The organism is Streptomyces sp. NPDC097640, from assembly GCF_040302705.1.
GTDB lineage: Bacteria > Actinomycetota > Actinomycetes > Streptomycetales > Streptomycetaceae > Streptomyces.
Window position 1 is genome coordinate 581,438 of the sequence record NZ_JBEOSB010000001.1, and the last position, 17,960, is coordinate 599,397.

Below are 17,960 nucleotides of genomic sequence, written 5' to 3' on the forward strand. Positions count from 1 at the left end.
GTAAATTTAATGCAGTTGATTGACTTACGTGGTGCTGCTCGGTTGACTGACGCCATGTCCACCCCCCACGCGTCATCCGGCCCTGTCCCCGTCGACCCCGAGGAGCTCGGCTTCGACCCCGACGAACTGCGAGCCCGCTACCGCGCCGAGCGCGAACGCCGGATCCGCCCCGACGGCAGCGCCCAGTACCAGCGCCCCACCGGCGAGTTCGGCCACTTCGACGGGGACCCCTACGCCGACCCCGGGCACACCCGGGAGCTCCTGCGCGACCGGGTCGAGGTGCTGATCGTCGGCGGCGGGTTCGGCGGTCTGCTCGCCGGGGCCCGGCTGCGGCAGCAGGGCGTGGACTCGATCCGGGTGATCGAGAAGGGCGCGGACTTCGGCGGCACCTGGTACTGGAACCGCTACCCCGGCATCCACTGCGACATCGAGTCGTATATCTACCTGCCGCTGCTCGAGGAGGTCGGCTACATCCCGGAGTGGAAGTACGCGCCGGGGGAGGAGATCCGGCAGCACGCGCGGGCGATCGCCCGCCGCTTCGACCTCTACGACGACGCCTGCTTCCAGACACAGGTGACCGAACTGCGGTGGGACGACTCCGAATCGGAGTGGGCCGTCACCACCGACCGCGGCGACCGTATGCGGGCGCGCCATGTGGTGGTCGCCGGCGGGACACTCAGCCAGGTCAAGCTCCCCGGCATCACCGGTATCGAGACCTTCCGGGGGCACACGTTCCACACCAGCCGCTGGGACTACGCGTACACCGGAGGCGACGCGAACGGCGGCCTGGACGGGCTCGCGGACAAGCGCGTGGCGCTCATCGGCACCGGCGCGACCGCCATCCAGGTCGTGCCGCACCTCGCCGAACACGCACGGCAGCTGTATGTGTTCCAGCGCACGCCGTCCTCGGTCGACGTACGCGGCAACCGGCCCACCGACCCCGCGTGGGCCGATTCGCTCCGGCCCGGCTGGCAGCGGCGCCGCATGGAGAACTTCCTCAAGGTCGTCACGGGTGTCCGTGCCGACGAGGACCTGGTGAACGACGCCTGGACCAGCAGCGCGCGGCTCCAGGAGAAGATGATCCCGGTCAACAGCTATGCGCACATCCCGGCCGAGGAGCGCGAACGCGCCTACGAGATCGCCGACTTCCAGAAGATGAACGAGCTGCGCGCCCGGGTGGACACCGTCGTCGAGGACCCGGCGACGGCGGAGACCCTCAAGCCCTGGTACCGCTACATGTGCAAGCGGCCCACGTTCAGCGACACCTACCTCCAGACGTTCAACCGGCCCGATGTCACCCTGGTCGACACCGCCGACACCCACGGCGTCGAGCGGATCACCGAGAACGCCGTCGTGGTCGGCGACACCGAGTACGAGGTGGAGTGCGTCATCTTCGCCACCGGTTTCGAGGTGGGCGTCTCGGGCGTCATGTCCGGAAAGCTGCCCGTGTACGGCAGGGGAGGCGTCCCCCTGCTGGAGGCATGGAAGGACGGCCCGAAGACCCTCCACGGCTTCTACAGCCACGGCTTCCCCAACTTCTACCAGCTCGGCCCGCTCCAGAACGCGAGTGCCGTCAACTACGTCCATATCCTCGACGAACAGGCCGGCCATGTCGCCGAGGTCATCTCGCAGGCGCGCAAGCGCCAGGCCCGGTACGTCGAGCCGAGCCCCGAGGCACAGGACGCCTGGGCGGCCACGATCCGGGAGAAGGCGGCGGACCTGTACAAGTTCCACGCCGAGTGCACCCCCGGCTACTACAACAACGAGGGCACACCCCGGACGCGGAGCCAGTCGTACGGCGACGGACCGGTCGCGTTCCACGAACTGCTCCGGCGCTGGCGCGCGGACGGCGGCGCGGACGGCGTCCTGGTGGTGTCCGAGTGAGCGCGACACCGATCCCCAGCCGCTTCGACGACACGGGCGGCCACCGGACCAGCAGCGCCCGCTGGAAGGCCGGGCGGCTCAACCCGCCCAGCCGGCTGTGGGGTTCGAACGGCGTCGCGTTCGGCCCCGACGGGCGGCTGTACGTCGCCCAGTTCCTCGCCGGACAGATCAGCGCCGTCGACCCGGCCACCGGGGACATCGAGGTGGTCGTGCCGATCGACGGCCCCGTCCAGTCGCCGGACGACCTCGCGTTCGGCGCGGACGGCTCGATGTACATCACCGACCTGGTCCCCGGCCGGGTGTGGCGCCGCACCCCCGAGGGCGAGTACACCCTCGTGTCCGACGAGGTGACGAACCCCAACGGCATCACCTGCATCGGCGACCGGCTCTTCATCAACGAGATGAAACCCGACGGCCGCCTGATGGAACTGTTCCCGGACGGCGGCGACCCGGTGGTGCTCACGGCGGGACTGGCCCTCGGCAACGCGATGCAGCTCGGCCCCGACGGCCACCTGTACTACCCGCACATGATGAGCGACCAGGTCTGGCGGATCCCCCCGGACGGCGGGGTGCCCGAGCCGGTCGCCGAGGGCGTACACGAGCCGGTCGCGGTCCGCTTCGACCGGGGCGGTGTCCTCCACGTCCTGTCGCGGGGCGTGGAGGGCATCGTGACCCGCGTCGATCTGCACGGCACCGGCTCCCGCACGCTGGTCACCAGCGGTGTGGCGGGGCTGGACAACGCGGCGTTCGACACCGAGAACCGGATGTTCATCTCCAGCTACGCCAGCGGCGGCATCGCGGAGATGCACCCCGACGGGCGGATCCGGGAGGTCGTACCCCGCGGGCTCGACGGCCCCTACGGGGTGACGATCGACCTGGGCGGTCGGGTCTACGCGGCCGACCACTACCGGTTGGCGGGCCCCGCGGCCACCCACGAGGGCGAGCCGAACTCCGGGCTGGACGGCGACGAGACGTGCGGCGTGACGACCCACGCCCTGATGCCCTTCGCCCACGGGATCACCGCCGACGGCGAGCTGCTGCACCTCACCTCGCAGTACGGGAACGTCCGGACCCACCACCCCGCGCGCGGCATCACCCGGGAGCGGGCGGCCGGCCTGGACCAGCCCCTGGGCATCGCGGTGAGCCCGGACGGCTCGCTCGTCGTCGCCGAGGCGGGCGCCGGCCGGATCGTGGCCATCGACGGCGACGACACCCTCACCGTGCTCGCCGAAGGGCTCGACCACCCCGTGGATGTGGCCTTCGACGCGGAGGGCCGCTGCTATGCGACCGACGACCGGCTCGGCGCGGTGCTCCGGATCGACGACGGGACACCGGTGACCGTCGCGGACGGGCTCGGGGCGCCCCAGGGGCTGGCGGTCCTGGGCGACGAACTCTTCACGGTGGAGACCGCGCACCGCAGACTCCGGGCGATCTCGCTCACCACGGGGGAGAGCCGGATCGACGCGGAGGAACTGCCGGTGGGCCCGCCCCCGGGCGTCGCTCCCCGCGCAGACCCCGCCCTGTTCGCGGGCGGCCTGCCCGGCTCCCCGCGCCGCTTCGCCGGCCTCGCCGCCGCCCCGGACGGTTCGCTCCTGCTCGCGGCCGACGGCGAGGGCACGGTGTTGCGGCTGACGCCGTCCCCGGCCGGCGCCTGATCCGGGGCGGGTGGGGGAGATGCTCCGGTCGTTGACGGTGACGTCGGCGACCGGCAGTTCTCCCCGCCCGGTGGTGACGGTCAGCCGCGCTCGCGGCGCCGGACGACATACGCGTACTGGTCCGGCCGGCTCGGCTCGAAAGACGGCGTCGGCGCGGCCACCGGCGACGATCTCCTGCGCCTGCCGCGGCTCGGTGATCAGGCCGACGGCCGCGGCGGGGATGTCCGCCCCCGCGCGCGCCCGGTCGGCGAACGGCACCTGGTAGTCCGGGCCGGTGGGGATCTTCGCGTCGCGGACCATGCCGCCGGTGGACACGTCGAGCAGATCCACGCCGTGGGCCTGGAGTTCCTTGGCGAGGCGGACGGTGTCCTCGTCGGTCCAGCCCTCGCGGCCGTCCTCGGGGCTCTCGGTCAGCCAGTCGGTCGCGGAGGTGCGGAAGAAGACCGGCAGGTTGTCGGGCCACACCGCGCGTACGGCGTCGACGACCTCGAGGGCGAAGCGGACCCGGTTCTCGAAGCCGCCGCCGTAGGCGTCGGTGCGGTGGTTGGCGGCGAGGGAGAGGAGGGAGTTGATCAGATAGCCGTGCGCGCCGTGCACCTCGGCGACCTGGAAGCCCGCGGGCGATGGACGACTGGCAGCGGCAGCCCGGCACACCGCGTCCCGGAACGCCGTTCCCTGAGAGATCACGGATCACTTCCGGCCAGTCGCCGCGCGCGGCATTGACGCGATTCGACTCTGCGGCGACAGTGAACGACGCCGCTTCCGGGCAGCGAGCCTCCACCGGTGTCACGCGGTAATCGTGCGTGTGTGTCGGCAGAAGTACGCCCAGGTTTTGAAACGATTCATTAACGGAGGTCCGACCCGGAGGACCCAGCTCCGCCCGGCTCAGCCCTGCTCTGTGTCAAGCCCTCCTCACCCCGGAGACGCATGTGATCAGTAGAAGGAATCTCCTCGGCACCGCCACCGCGGCGGCCCCCGCCCTGGCGGGCCTGACCGCTCTCGCCGCAGCCGCGCCGGAAGCCGAGGCGGCCGCGGCGGCCGAGGCGGCCGAGGCGGCCGAGTCCGGCCACGGCGGACTCCGGGTCGAGAAGACCACGGTGGAGTACGCCGACCGCCCGCTCGGCCTGGACGCCGCACACCCGCGCCTCAGCTGGCAGCTCGGCTCGGACCGGCGCGACCAGGCGCAGAGCGCGTACCAGGTGCGGGTCGCGACCTCCCCGGGCCGGATCGGCGCCCCGGACGTCTGGGACAGCGGCAAGGTGAGCTCCCGCCAGTCCGTTCTGGTCCCGTACGACGGTCCCCGGCTGCGGCCCCGGACCCGCTACCACTGGGCCGTCCGGGTCTGGGACGGCCAGGGCCGGCCGTCGCCCTGGAGCGAGCTCACCTGGTGGGAGACGGGGCTGGGCACCGAGGACCAGGGGACGGCGAAGTGGATCGCCGCGCCGGACACGGTGACCCGCGGCCCCGATCTGGCCAAGGCCGACTGGGTCTGGTACCCCGAGGGCGACCCGGCCTCCGGCGCGCCCGCCGGGACCCGGTATTTCCGGGGTGCCGTCACCGTGTCGGGACCCGTGCGGCTGGCCCGTCTGGCGATGGTCGCCGACGACGGGTTCACCGCGTGGGTCAACGGCACCGAGATCGGCGGGCGCCCTCCCGTCCAGGAGAACTGGCGCCATCCGGTGGTCGTCGACATCACCGCCCTGCTCCACGACGGGGCCAACACCATCTCCGTCGCGGCGGTCAACGCCTCGCAGAGCCCTGCCGGACTGCTGGGCATCGTGGAGCTGACCGAAGCGGACGGCGTCCGCTCCCTCACCACCTCCGCCGACTGGAAGGCCACCGACGCCGAGCCGTCCGGTGACTGGCACACGCCCGGATACGACGACGGCGCCTGGCCCGCCGCCAAGGTGCTCGCCCCGTGGGGCGGCGGGCCGTGGGGCAGGGTGCGGGCGGCGCAGCGGCCCGCCCTGCTGCGCCGCGAATTCCGGCTCGCCGCGAAGCCCGTCGCGCGGGCGCGGCTGTACTCCACGGCGCTCGGGCTGTACGAGGCCGAGGTCAACGGCGAGCGCGTCGGCAAGGACCGGCTCGCCCCCGGCTGGACCGACTACCGCAAGCGCGTGCAGTACCAGACGTACGACGTCACCGGTCTGCTGCGGCGCGGCGCCAACGCCATCGGCGTGATCCTCGCGTCCGGCTGGTACTCCGGCAACGTCGCCTGGTTCGGGCAGGAGCTGTACGGCGAGCGGCCCGCCCTGCGGGCGGAGCTGGAGGTCACCTACGCCGACGGCAGCACCGACCGCGTCACCACCGACGCGCGGTGGCGCGGCGCCACGGGCCCGATCCTGACGGCCGACCTGATGGCCGGCGAGCAGTACGACGCCCGGCTGGAAGCGGCCGGGTGGTCCTTGCCCGCGTTCGACGACGGCCTCTGGCACTCCGCCGACGTCGTGCCGGCCGACACCACGTCCGCCGTGTCCGTGGTGGCCCAGGCGGACGCCCCGATCCGGGTGGAGCGGGAGCTGGCCGCCGTCCGCGTCACCGAGCCGAAGCCGGGCGTGCACGTCTTCGACCTGGGCCAGAACATGGTGGGCTCGGTGCGGCTGCGGGTCCGCGGCGAGGCCGGGCGGACCGTACGGCTGCGCCACGCCGAGGTGCTCGACCAGGACGGCATGATCTACACCACCAATCTGCGCACCGCCCAGGCGACCGACTCGTACACCCTGAAGGGCTCGGGGACGGAGACGTACGAGCCGCGCTTCACCTTCCACGGCTTCCGCTACGTCGAGGTCACCGGCTATCCCGGCACCCCGGACACGAGCGCGGTCACCGGGCGCGTCATGCACACCGCGGCCCCGTTCACCATGTCGTTCAAGACCGATGTGCCGATGCTCAACCAACTGCACCGCAACATCACCTGGGGCCAGCGGGGCAACTTCCTGTCCGTCCCCACCGACACCCCGGCCCGCGACGAACGGCTCGGGTGGACGGGGGACATCAACGTCTTCTCCGCCACCGCCGCCTACACGATGGAATCCGCCCGCTTCCTCGCCAAGTGGCTCCAGGATCTGCGCGACGGGCAGTCCGACGCCGGAGCGTTCCCCGACGTCGCGCCCCGTCTCGGGAACCTCGGCGAGGGCACGGCCGGCTGGGGCGACGCCGGGGTCACGGTGCCGTGGAACCTCTACCAGGCCTACGGGGACCGGCAGGTGCTGGCGGACAACTTCCCCGCGATGCGGGCCTGGATCGCGTATCTGGAGAAGCACAGCAGCGGTTATCTGCGGCCCGCGGAAGGATACGGCGACTGGCTCAACGTGGCCGACGAGACCCCCAAGGACGTCGTGGCCACCGCGTACTTCGCGCACAGCGCGCGGCTGGTCGCCGAGGCGGCCAGGGCGCTGGGCCACGACCCCGCGCCGTACGACGAGCTGGCCGCGAAGGTCCGCGACGCCTTCAACCGGGCCTATGTGTCCGCCGACGGCACCGTCAAGGGCGACACCCAGACCGCCTACGTCCTGGCGCTGTCCATGGACCTGCTGCCGGACAGCGCGCGAACCCGGGCCGCCGACCGGCTGGTCGAGCTGATCCGGAACAAGGACGGACATCTGTCCACCGGCTTCCTCGGCACACCGCGCCTGCTGCCCACCCTCACCGCCGTCGGACACACCGATGTCGCCTACCGGCTGCTGGAACAGCGGACGTTCCCGTCCTGGGGGTACCAGATCGAGCGGGGCGCGACCACGATGTGGGAGCGCTGGGACTCCATCAGACCCGACGGGAGCTTCCAGGATCCCGGCATGAACTCGTTCAACCACTACGCCTACGGCTCCGTCGGCCAGTGGATGTACGAGAACATCACCGGCATCGGCGTCGGCGCCCCCGGCTTCCGGAGCATCGTCATCCGGCCCCGCCCCGGCGGCGATGTGCACGAGGCGAACGGGCGCTACGACTCCCTCTACGGGCCGATCACCACACGGTGGACGCGCAAGGACGACGGGGCGCTCACGCTGGATGTGTCGGTGCCGGTCAACACGACCGCCGAAGTGTGGCTGCCCGCCGCCACCTCCCGCGCCGCGTCCCGGATCACCCACGACGGGGCGACTTTTCTGCGCCTCGACGAAGGCTGCGCCGTCTACGCCGTGGGCTCCGGCTCCTACCGCTTCACCGCCCCGTGAGCGGACCAGGTGAACCGGCGGCTGCGAAAACCTCAACAAGCGGCCACACTCACCTACGTCTTGTCGTATGTTTCACGGGTGAGCTCACGTGACCTGGAGCCTCGATCTCCGACCACACTGGTGGACAAGATAGACAGCGCGCTGGCTGTACTGATCATCATCGGTATTGCCTACGGGGCGTACTGGCTGGTTTCCAGCCTCGCCTCGTCTTACATAGGGTTCTTCACCTAAGGCGCGGTCCCGACTGCGCGAGGGCGTCCGCGCCCTCGCGCAGGTGAGCTGCACTGGTTTCCCTCCGCGAGGTGGCCTCATTCATTGACACCGCGTTTCACTCACGGAGGCTGTATGGCCTCGCCCGCCACCACCCCCGCTGTTCTCGGGCCGGGTTCCGGCGCTCTGGATCGCGGGCTGGCCATACTCGATCACCTGGCCGTGGCCCGCACCTGCTCCACGCAGAATCTCGCCGCGGCGCTGGGGATGTCGAAGCGGTGCTCGGCGATGAGGTCCCGGAAGCCGTAGCGGGTGTAGAGGGCCTCGCCGCCGGAGAGCGGCAGGTGTACGTCGCGCAGTTCGCGCCAGCCGGCGCTGTCCTCGGGCGGCAGCGGGTCCTCCACCCAGTACGGGTCGAGGTCGCGGAGCCGGGGCGCACCGCGTTGACTCGGATGTTCCAGGGGGCGAGGTCGACTGCGACGGCCCGGGTGAAGGCGTCCACACCGCCCTTGACCGTGTCTACGGGATGTGGTTGCGGTGGGCGCGGGCGGCGGCGTGGGAGCTGATGTTCACCACGGTGCCGGGCCTTCCGGCGTCGGCGAGGGCGCGGGCCATGCGGTGGGTGGGGTGGAACAGCAGCCCCAGGTTGACCCGGTGGAACTCTTCCCACACCTCCCCGGTGAGCCGCAGGAAGGGACCGAAGGCGCGCGCGTCCACCCGCGCGTAGGCGTTGTTGACCTGAAGGACGGCCGCATGGTCATCCCGAACCGCGGCGGACTCGGCCTCTCCCTCGAGCAGGCCGCCGCGTGGGCCACGGAGTCGGCGGTGTTCGGCAGCGGCGCCTGAGCCGGCCGGGTCAGCGGTGGCCGGCCCGGGTCAGCGGTGTGCCAGCAGCCGCGATGCCGCCTCCCGCGCGAGAGCGGCGGCGCCTTGGTCGCCGACGCTGACCCGGACGCAGGCCGCTCCGTCGGCGAGCGTGAGCAGGATGGCCGCGACCTTCTCCGGGTGGGCCTCCTCCGCCGCCGTGGCGAGTTCTGCCAGGTAGCGGAGGATTTCGCGCTTGTGGTCGCGGATGGCGACGCGGACAGGGTGGTCGGGGTCGGGGTATTCGGCGGCGACGTTCACCAGGTCGCTGCCGCGGTAGGAGGGGTCGGCGAACTCCTGACCCAGCAGGTCGAAGATCGCGAGGAGCTGCTCCTCGGGTGTGCTCGCCGCGGCGGCGAGTGTGCGCAGACGCGCGCACCACTCGTCGTTGCGGCGGCGCAGGACGGCCGCGACGAGCTCGTCCTTGGAGCGGAAGTGCTGGTAGAGGGTCGATTTGGCCACCTCGGCGGCGCGCCAGAGCTCATTGATGCCCACGGCGCGCACGCCGCGGCGGGTGAACAGGTCGGCCGCGGCCGTGACGATCTTGGCGCGGGTGGCATCGGGGCTGGTCATCGGGGCCTCCGGTGGGGCGGGAATGGGGACGAGTGGGCTGCTGTTCCTATCGAACAGACTAGTCGGTTCGATAAGGAGGTTCCCATGGTCGACATCGATGTGTTCAGCGATCTGATCTGCCCCTGGTGCTACATCGGCGGGCGGCGGCTGGAGCGGGCCGCCGGCATCGCGCGGGAGCGCACCGGCCGGACGTACCGCATCCGCCACCACGCCTTCGAGCTGAACCCGGCGATGCCGCTCGCCGGGATGGACCGGCGCACCTACCGGAGCGAGAAGTTCGGCAGCTGGGAGCGTTCCCGGCAGCTCGACGCGGGCACGGTTCTGGCCGGCGGGCGCGAGGGCATCGTCTTTGACTACGAGGCGATCGCCAGGACACCGAACACCCGGGCCGGGCATCGGCTGATCGCCCTGGCCGAACGGGAGGCGGGGCGGGGGATGGCGATGGCCGACCGCCTGCTCGCGGCCTACTTCTCCGAGGGCCGGGACATCGGCGACGCGGCCGTGCTGGCCAGGCTCGGCCAGGAGGCGGGGCTCGGCGACGATGTCGCCGCACGGCTGGCGGACCCGGCGCTCGAGGCGGCCGTGCGGGAGGACGAGCGGCTCGCCGAGTACCTGGGCCTGCGTGGGGTGCCGCTGCTGGTCGTCGGCGGCCAGGCCATCACCGGAGCGGTGGAGACCGAGGCGCTCGTCGAGGTCCTGGAGCGCCACGCCACCCGGCCGCCCACCGGGTCCGGGTGCGAGGATGGGGTGTGCTCGCTGTGACCGCGGTGTCGGACGTCAGAACTGTGGGCGTCGTCGGCGGTTCGCTCGGCGGTCTGTTCCAGGCGGTCGCGCTCGCCGAACTCGGGCTGGACGTCACGGTCTGGGAGCGGTCCGCGGGCCGCCCCGACGACCGCGGCGCGGGGATCGTGCTACAGCCGAGCGTCGCCTGGTTCCTCAGCGTGTTCTGCGGTGTCGACCCGGACCGGATCAGCGTCCCCGTCACACACCGGCAGTTCTTCGGCCGGGACGGGCGGAGCCATCACACGCTGATGCGGCAGCGGATGATCTCCTGGGGAGCGATCTACACCTCCCTGCGGGACCGCCTCGACAGCGAGCGGTACCACGACGGGCAGCGGGTGACGGCCCTCACGCCCCGGCCCGACGGCGTCGACGTCCACCTCGGTGACGCCGTCCACCCCGTCGACCTCGCGATCATCGCCGACGGCTCCGCGTCCCGCCACCGCGGACTCGTCGCCCCCGACGGCGCTCCCCGCTACGCCGGATACGTCGCGTACCGCGGCGTGATCGACGAAGCCGAACTCCCCGAGGAGCTGAGCGAGGTCTTCCGTGACCGGTTCAGCTTCTACGACGGCGACCGCACCCAGTTCCTGTGCTACTTCATCCCCGGCGACTTCGGCAGCACCACGCCGGGCAGCCGCCGGATGAACTGGGTGTGGTACGTACGCGCCGACGCGGCCGGCCTGGACCGCATCACCACCGACCGGGCAGGGACCGCCCACGGACTGTCCCTGCCCCCGGGGCTGATGGCCGCGCGGGTGCGCGGTGAGCTCCTGGACCGCGCCCGGACGTCGCTGCCCGAGCCGTTGCGCCGGCTGGTGGAGCACACCCGCGAGCCGTTCGCGCAGGCGATTCTCGACGGGCATGCCTCCCGGATGCGCCGGGGCCGGACGCTGCTCACCGGGGACGCGGCGTTCGTGGTCCGGCCGCACACCGCGGCCAGCGCGGAGAAGGCGGCGGCCGACGCCATCGCCCTCTTCACCGCCCTCCAGCAGGTCCCGTCGGTGGACGCCGCCCTCCAGGCGTGGGAGAAGGACCGGCTCGCCGAGGGCGCCGCCCTCTACCAGCACGGAGTCCGGCTCGGACAGCGGCTGGGCCTGGGCGGTTCCGAGGCCGATCCGCCGCACCGGCGCGCGCCGGGCAACGCGGCACGGGGCGGATCGTAAGGAGCCGCCGGGCGTCAGACGCCGGGCCCGTACAGGCCGAACCGCAGGTCCGGGTCGCCCGGCGTCCAGGTGCCCTCGACCTGGGAGCGGTGTCCCATGCGCGCGACGCGGTCGATCAGTTGGTTGCCCAGCCGCAGCTGGGCGGGTTCCCAGTGCTTGAGAGCGGTGGGGATGTCGCCGCCGGACGCGCGCAGGTGCTCGTACAGCGTCCAGGCGTCGTCGGCGGCCTTGGCCGTGCCGGCGGCGGCGTGGGGGCGCGCGGCGAAGGCGGCGTCGCCGATGACCGCCACGCGCCCGTCGGCCATCGCCGGGATGCGCGTGTCGAACACCACCTGCATATAGGGCTGCCGGGTCCGGATGACCGTCTCGGCCGCCGCCGGGGCCAGTTGGGCGGCCGCCGCGGACCGCATCTCGTCGACGAAGCGCTGCTGCACCTGACCGGGGTGGACGGAGACCGGGCACTCGAAGCCGCGCAGGTCGGTGGTCAGTTCGTGGAGCCGCGGGCCGTCCGGGACATTGCGGTACCAGACGTAGTTGAGCAGGCGCCGCCCCTCCTCTATCTCCCCGTCCGGGCCGGGGATCGGGTAGAGGACGATATGCGTGCCCGGGGCCACACTGTAGGTCAGCGCCTCGCCCAGCAGACGCCGGGTCTCCTCGCTCACCTCGCCCTCCGGGACGGTGCCGCGCCAGCCGACGTATCCGGAGTAGTGGCGTACGAGGTCGGGGAACAGCCGCCGGCGGGCGGTGGAGGTGATGCCGTCGGCGAAGACCACCAGGTCGGCGGTCTCGGTCCGGCCGGAGACGAACCGCAGCGTCACGCCGTCGGCGTCCTGGTCGAACCCCGCGCAGAACTCGCCGAGGTGGTAGTGGTCCGTGCCGAAGTCGTCGAGCAGGGCGCGGTAGATCGTCGACCAGGACGAATAGCGCCACTCGACCGCGTCGTCGTGCACCACCTCGTTGTGCCCGCCCAGGTGGCGCACATGGCGGGTCACCGTGCTGAGCTCCTCGATGCGGCGCGCGCTGCGCTCGCCGAACCACTTCATGGTGGTGGGCTGGAGCACGATGCCGCCGCCGCGGTTCTCCAGAAGCGTCGGCGTGCGTTCGTAGACGTCGACGGTGAAGCCCAACTCGCGCAGCAGCAGTGCGCCGGTCAGCCCGCCGATGGAGCCGCCGACGACCGCGGCGCGCAGGCCCTGATAGGTGTCCACCGTGGATTCCTCTCGACCAGGGGGTGGTGGACGCCATCGTGGCCCCGGACGCCTCCGACATCGCATGTGCGACCCCCTAGCGATTCGTCGTTAACATGGGGGCGAGCACAGCATCTGGATCGCCATACGGGAGGCAACGATGGGCGCCGCGTCCTCCGCACCGCCGGACCTGCTGCGCTGGATGAGCGCCATCGACGAACTCGCCATCGCCGTCAACCAGCAGCGCGATCTGCCCGCCCTGCTCCAGCAGATCGCCCGAACGGCCTGCGACCTGCTCGGTTACGAGAGCGCGGCCGTGCTGCTGGTCGACGAGGACCGCGCGGTCCTGCGGATCGAGGGCTCCTGGGGGCTGAGCGAGAGCTACCTCCGGCTGGTGAACGAGGAGTCCCCGCTGCTGCTGGCCCCCGAGGGCACCTTGGCCGGCAGCCCGTCCCGGCGGGCCTACGTCGAGTGCGCCCCGGTGATCGTCGAGGACATCTCCCGCGACCCCTCGTACGGGCCCTGGGCCAAGGCCGCCGAGGAACACGGGCACCACTCCATGGCATCGGTCCCGCTGCGCAACCAGGGCGAGACCGTGGGCACCATGAACGTCTACGGGAGCGACCCGCGCCGGCTGGGCCCGGGCGGTCTGGAGCTGCTCCAGGTCCTCGCCAGCCACGCCGGGATCGCCCTGGAGACCAGCGCGCACCTCGAGCGGGACCGGCGTCGCGTGCGGGAGCTGAGCTCCCTCAACGAGACGCTGCGCCACCGCACGGAGCTGCTTCAGCAGCACGCCGCCATCCACGACCGGTTCATCGGCGTCGCGCGGCGCGGCGGTGGCATCGCCGACATCGCCGCCGCCCTGGCCGAGACCGCGGACCGCGCCGTGGTCGTCCAGGACGTCTCCGGGCAGACCCTGGCCAGCGTGGCGCGCGCCGGGGTGTCCGTCCGGCCGCCGGACTGGCTGTCCTGGCCGCCGTACGCCGACGCCGACGGTGGCGGCGGCGGCGGGGGCGGCGTGCGCTCGCTGCTCGACCTGGTCGCGCCCGCCTCCCCGGTGATGTCCTCCGAGGCGTTCCCCGGCCTGCTCGCGGGGCCGGTGCGGGTGGGCGAGGAGACGCTGGGCGTGCTGTGGCTGGCCGGGGACGCCGAGGACGACGACCTCCGGCTGCGCGCCATCGAGCAGGCCGCCGTCGTTCTCGGGCTGGAGCTGCTGCGCCGCCGCGCCGTCGTCGACGCGCAGTGGCAGCTGCGGGGCGACCTCGTCTCGGAGTTGGCGAGCGGGGCGCTCTCCGACCCGGAGGCGCTGATCGCGCGCGGCGACCGGCTCGGCAGCGACCTGCGGCTGCCACAGCGCGTCCTGGCGGTCCGTCACGAACAGGCCGGCGAGGCGGTCACCGCGCAACTGCTGCGCCTGGTCCAGTCGCTCGTGCTGTCCCGGCCGCGCCCCAAGCCCCTGCTGGCGCTGCGCGACGGCGTGATCGTGATCGTCGCGCCGGCGCCGGACCCGGAGGGGGCCGAGGAGCTGGCCCGGCACATCCGGGCCGTCGCCGCCCAGGCCATGGAGGGAGGCGTGCGCGTCGCCGTCAGCGAGAGGTGCCCGGTGCCGGACCAGCTGTCCGGGGCCTTCCGCCAGGTCCTCGGCCTGCTCCGGCTTATTCCGTACGCCCCGGGCGAGGACGTCCTCACGGTGGCCTCGGCAGGCGTGATCGGCATGCTCCTCGCGGATGTCGACCCCCAGCGCATGGGCGTCCTCGCCGAACGCTGGATCGGCCCCCTGCGGACGTACGACCAGCGCCGCGGCACCGACCTCGTCACCACCCTGCGCACCTATCTCGACCACGACCTCAACACCAACGCCACCGCCGAGGCCCTCTTCATCCACCCCAACACCGTCGGCCTGCGCGTCAAACGCATCGAGAGCCTGCTCGGCGTCTCCCTCACCAGCGTCGGCGACCTGACCACGCTGCGCACGGCTCTCGCGATCGACGACATCACCCGCACGCCGTGACCTCGGGGCGGAATTAGCCGATCGCTTCGGCGCCCGCCGGACCGGCGCCCTCGAACCGCGTTATATGCCTTTTTTGCCTGCAACAGTTGAATTCGCAGTACCCGTACGGGCCGTAACTATTTGGGGAGCGGGATTGGCTTGTGACTTATGTCACACGCTACATATCTCTATCCCTGTGAAATGATAACCGCGTGTTGGCCTGTGTCGGCAGGATGGCAAATCACTTCTTCAAGGTTTTGGTCAGCCGTAACCGGGGGAGACAGGATTCCGGCAATGGTTGTCAGGGGTGCATACTTCTGCGTCGCTCCAGGGGTGGAAATCTGACTCTGCAGGATTTTCGAGCGCAATTTTCTCTTCGATGAGACCCAGTAATCACTTGATGCGCCCGCCGGGCCCTATGGCCCCGTCGGGCAGGCGATCGTATCCGCGATTCAATATCGTATCCGCGATTCAATGAGGTCGGCAGCGGCTAGCCGGCATACGCCGGTGTTGAACCGGACCCTAGAGGGCACCTCCCAGCGGTAGCCGGGGGAGCCAGAATTTGCGGGAGAACTTTCACCATTCCGTGGCTCTCACGGGATCGGCTCATGGGCGACGTCCGTCCTGCCTTCCGCATGTCTTCGCCGAGGGTCCGACACGCCCTGCCCAGGATTCTGCTCGCTAAAGTTTTCCGTCCCTTCCGATCGGAGGGCTTTTCCCATGCCGGATCAACGTCATGTTTCGACGCTCCCGCAGCTGCTCGAGCGTGCGGCTTCCGAGACAACTCAAGGCATCACCTTCATCGGCGGTCCGTTCCTGTCCTACGCCGAGTTGCGCGACTGCGCCTGCCGGATCTCCGAGGGTTTGCGCGGCCAGGGCACCGCCCCGGGCGACCGAGTGCTGATAGCGGCCAACGATCCGGAGAGTTTCTTCCGCGCCTTCTGGGGCTGCCTGCTCACCGGTGCCGTGCCGTGCCCGATCGCACCGCCGGCCGACCCCTCCCGATGGCGTGCGCAGCTGGAGCATCTGCGTACGCTCCTGGGCGACCCGCTGGTGGTGGTCTCCAAGGCGGCGCACGGGGACCTGCCCGATGTCGGGCTGCGGTCCGTGACGGTCGAGGAGCTCGGCCACGCCTCGGCCGAGCACGATCGGCTCCATACGCCCGCGCCGGACGATCTCGCCCTGCTGATGCTCACCTCCGGGTCCACCGGAGCGAGCAAGGCGGTCCGGCTCACCCACGCCAACCTGCTGGCGGCCCAGGCCGGTAAGGCCGGCGCGCTGGAACTCGGCCCCGACGACACCTCGTTGAACTGGATCTCGGTCGACCACATCGCCGCGATCGAGGCACACCTGCTGCCGATGTTGAACGGCGCCCGCCAGGTCATGACGACTCCCGCCACCGTGTTGGCGGACCCCGTGGAGTTCCTCCGGCTGGTCGCGGCCCATCGGGTGCGGGTGACGTTCACCCCCAACTTCCTGTTCGGGCAGCTCAACCAGGCGCTCGCGCAACGTCCGCCCGCGCCCGAGGAGTTGGATCTGTCGCAGGTGCGGCACATCATCTCCGGCGGCGAGGCCACCGTGACCGCCACCGTGCGGGCATTTCTGCGCACACTCGCCCGCTACGGGCTGCGCGAGGACGTGATCGTGCCCGCGTTCGGGATGACCGAGACCTGCGCGGGCAGCGTATTCAACCGGGACTTCGCCGCCCGTGACCTGGACACCGAGTTCCCCCCGCTGGGCCGCCCGGTGCGGGGTCTGCGGATCCGTATCGCCGGCGGCGACGGCACGGTGCTGGCCACCACCGACCGGCCCGGAACGGGGCCCGGCACGCCGGAGCCGGGCGAGGTGCAGCTGCGCGGCACGATGGTCTCCGACGGGTACTTCGGCAATGACCAGGCCACCGCGCAGGCGTTCACCCCCGACGGCTGGTTCCGCACCGGCGACCTGGGCCACCTCGACCCCGAGGGGCGGTTGATGCTGGTCGGCCGCACCAAGGACTCCATCATCGTCAGCGGCGTCAACTACTACAGCCACGACCTGGAAGCGGTCCTGGACGAGCTGGACGGGGTGAAGCGCGGGCAGGTCGCGGCCTTCCCGATCAGACCCGACGGGGCCGATTCCGAACAGCTCGCCGTCGCGTTCGTCCCGGCCGGCGATCCCGCCGACGAGTCGGCCCTGTACCGGGCCATCGTGGCGATCCGCAGCTCCACGGTGCTGCACTGGGGGTTCCGCCCCCAGCTGATCCTCCCCGTCACCGAGGCCGAGATCCCTCGCGGCAACCTCGGCAAGGTCCAGCGGTCGCGGCTGCGCGCGGCCGTCGAGGAGGGGAGCCTGGACGAGGCGGCCCGCCGGGCGGACGAGGTGAGCACCCGGTTCCTCGGCGGCCATGTGGCGCCGGAGGGGGACGTCGAGACCACGCTGGCCGGCGTCTACGCGCGCGTACTGAACACCGAGAAGGTTTCCGCGACCGCCAGCTTCTTCGATCTCGGCGGAACCTCGCTGGACGTGCTGCGGCTCAAGCTGGAGATTCAGAACGAGTTCGGCATCGAGGATGTGCCGATGTCGACGGTCCTCCAGGCCCCCACCGTACGGGCGCTGGCCGCCCGGCTGACCGCCGGGGAGGGCGCCGACGGGGACTCCGCCTACGATCCGCTGGTGCCGCTCCAGGTCACCGGGGACGGGACGCCGCTGTTCTGCGTCCATCCCGGCCTGGGGGAGGTGCTGGTGTTCGTCAACCTCGCCAAGTACTTCACCGGAGAGCGGCCGTTCTACGCGCTGCGGGCCCGGGGGTTCGGGCAGGGGGAGACCCACTTCGGGTCGTTCGCCGACATGGTCTCCACCTATGTGGAGGCGATCCGGCGGGCGCAGCCCAGCGGACCGTACGCCGTCGCGGGGTACTCCTACGGCGCGGCGGTGGCGTTCGAGATCGCCAAGCGGCTGGAGGCCGACGGCGACGAGGTCGACTTCGTGGGCGTCTTCAATCTGCCGCCGCGGATCTCCGGCCGCATGAACGAGATCACCTTCACCGACGGCGCGATCAACCTGGCCCTGTTCCTCGAGCTGATCAAACCCGCCGACATCGAGGGGCTGACCGCCACCCTCCGCCCGCTGCCCGAGGCCGACCAGCTGGCCCATCTGATCGATCACGCCCCGAAGCGGCGCCTGACCGAACTGGACCTCACACTCAAGCGGTTCGCCGACTGGGTTCAGCTGGCCCAGAGCATGGTGCACCTGGGGCGCGCCTACGAACCCTCGGGGACGGTCGGGCAGGTCAAGGTCTTCTACTGCACCCCGCTGCGCGGCACCAAGCAGGAGTGGCTGGACAACCAACTGCGCGACTGGGACGAGTTCACCCGTCACCCCAACACCTATATCGAGGTCGACGGGGAGCACTACACCTTGATGAGCCCGCAGCACGTGCACACCTTCCAGGCGACCTTGCGGCAGGAACTGGCCCGGTCGCTCGGCTGAGGACGGGC

11 protein-coding genes and 1 pseudogene are annotated in these 17,960 nt (G+C 71.4%); 7 read left to right on the plus strand and 5 right to left on the minus strand.

The genetic code is table 11. The features are described from left to right. The first annotated feature begins 54 nt into the window (after nucleotides 1-54). Both ABTY62_RS01930 and ABTY62_RS01935 read left to right on the plus strand, forming a co-directional pair. Nucleotides 55-1,884 carry a flavin-containing monooxygenase gene (locus ABTY62_RS01930; RefSeq protein WP_352127369.1) on the plus strand — a complete coding sequence of 610 codons (1,830 nt, stop codon included), beginning with the start codon at nucleotides 55-57 and terminating at the stop codon, nucleotides 1,882-1,884. Beyond that, nucleotides 1,881-3,539 (plus strand): virginiamycin B lyase family protein, encoded by a 1,659-nt coding sequence (locus tag ABTY62_RS01935; RefSeq protein ID WP_352127370.1) that lies wholly within the window; start codon nucleotides 1,881-1,883, stop codon nucleotides 3,537-3,539. The genes ABTY62_RS01930 and ABTY62_RS01935 overlap by 4 nt, the downstream gene beginning before the upstream one ends. 141 nt (nucleotides 3,540-3,680) lie before the next feature. Here ABTY62_RS01935 and ABTY62_RS01940 read toward each other — a convergent pair. Next, nucleotides 3,681-4,184, minus strand: a pseudogene (locus ABTY62_RS01940) (oxidoreductase); the annotation flags it as partial. 284 nt (nucleotides 4,185-4,468) lie between these two features. Between ABTY62_RS01940 and ABTY62_RS01945 the strand changes: the two are divergent. Beyond that, the gene (locus ABTY62_RS01945) at nucleotides 4,469-7,711 is read left to right on the plus strand and encodes an alpha-L-rhamnosidase (RefSeq protein WP_352127371.1); all 3,243 of its coding nucleotides are present in this window, start codon (nucleotides 4,469-4,471) and stop codon (nucleotides 7,709-7,711) included. A gap of 422 nt (nucleotides 7,712-8,133) precedes the next feature. Here the strand turns inward: ABTY62_RS01945 and ABTY62_RS01950 are convergent, their stop codons facing one another. From ABTY62_RS01950 to ABTY62_RS01960, 3 genes are all read right to left on the minus strand, one after another. Beyond that, entirely contained in the window at nucleotides 8,134-8,325 is a 192-nt protein-coding gene (locus tag ABTY62_RS01950; protein WP_352127372.1) for an enolase C-terminal domain-like protein, read from the minus strand. A gap of 115 nt (nucleotides 8,326-8,440) precedes the next feature. After that, nucleotides 8,441-8,638: a Rossmann-fold NAD(P)-binding domain-containing protein gene (locus ABTY62_RS01955; RefSeq protein WP_352127373.1), complete on the minus strand. Its 198-nt coding sequence runs from the start codon at nucleotides 8,636-8,638 to the stop codon at nucleotides 8,441-8,443. Nucleotides 8,639-8,797: 159 nt separating this feature from the next. Next, nucleotides 8,798-9,358, minus strand: coding sequence for a TetR/AcrR family transcriptional regulator (locus ABTY62_RS01960; RefSeq protein ID WP_352127374.1), 561 nt, complete (start codon nucleotides 9,356-9,358; stop codon nucleotides 8,798-8,800). Between the two features lie 84 nt (nucleotides 9,359-9,442). Here ABTY62_RS01960 and ABTY62_RS01965 point away from each other — a divergent pair, with 84 nt between their 5' ends. Continuing rightward, complete coding sequence (locus ABTY62_RS01965) at nucleotides 9,443-10,120, plus strand: DsbA family oxidoreductase (RefSeq protein WP_352127375.1); 678 nt, start codon at nucleotides 9,443-9,445, stop codon at nucleotides 10,118-10,120. Beyond that, on the plus strand, nucleotides 10,108-11,304 hold the full coding sequence (locus ABTY62_RS01970) for an FAD binding domain-containing protein (protein WP_352127376.1): 1,197 nt from the start codon (nucleotides 10,108-10,110) through the stop codon (nucleotides 11,302-11,304). The genes ABTY62_RS01965 and ABTY62_RS01970 overlap by 13 nt, the downstream gene beginning before the upstream one ends. A 14-nt stretch (nucleotides 11,305-11,318) precedes the next feature. Here ABTY62_RS01970 and ABTY62_RS01975 read toward each other — a convergent pair whose 3' ends face one another. After that, complete coding sequence (locus tag ABTY62_RS01975) at nucleotides 11,319-12,512, minus strand: FAD binding domain-containing protein (RefSeq protein WP_352127377.1); 1,194 nt, start codon at nucleotides 12,510-12,512, stop codon at nucleotides 11,319-11,321. A gap of 139 nt (nucleotides 12,513-12,651) precedes the next feature. Between ABTY62_RS01975 and ABTY62_RS01980 the strand changes: the two genes are divergently transcribed. Together ABTY62_RS01980 and ABTY62_RS01985 are read left to right on the plus strand one after the other, a co-directional pair. Continuing rightward, a complete protein-coding gene (locus ABTY62_RS01980; RefSeq protein ID WP_352127378.1) occupies nucleotides 12,652-14,502 on the plus strand; it encodes a helix-turn-helix domain-containing protein in 1,851 nt (616 codons plus the stop codon). Nucleotides 14,503-15,201: 699 nt separating this feature from the next. Next, nucleotides 15,202-17,952, plus strand: a complete 2,751-nt coding sequence (locus ABTY62_RS01985) for an alpha/beta fold hydrolase (protein WP_352127379.1) — start codon at nucleotides 15,202-15,204, stop codon at nucleotides 17,950-17,952. Nucleotides 17,953-17,960 lie beyond the last annotated feature (8 nt).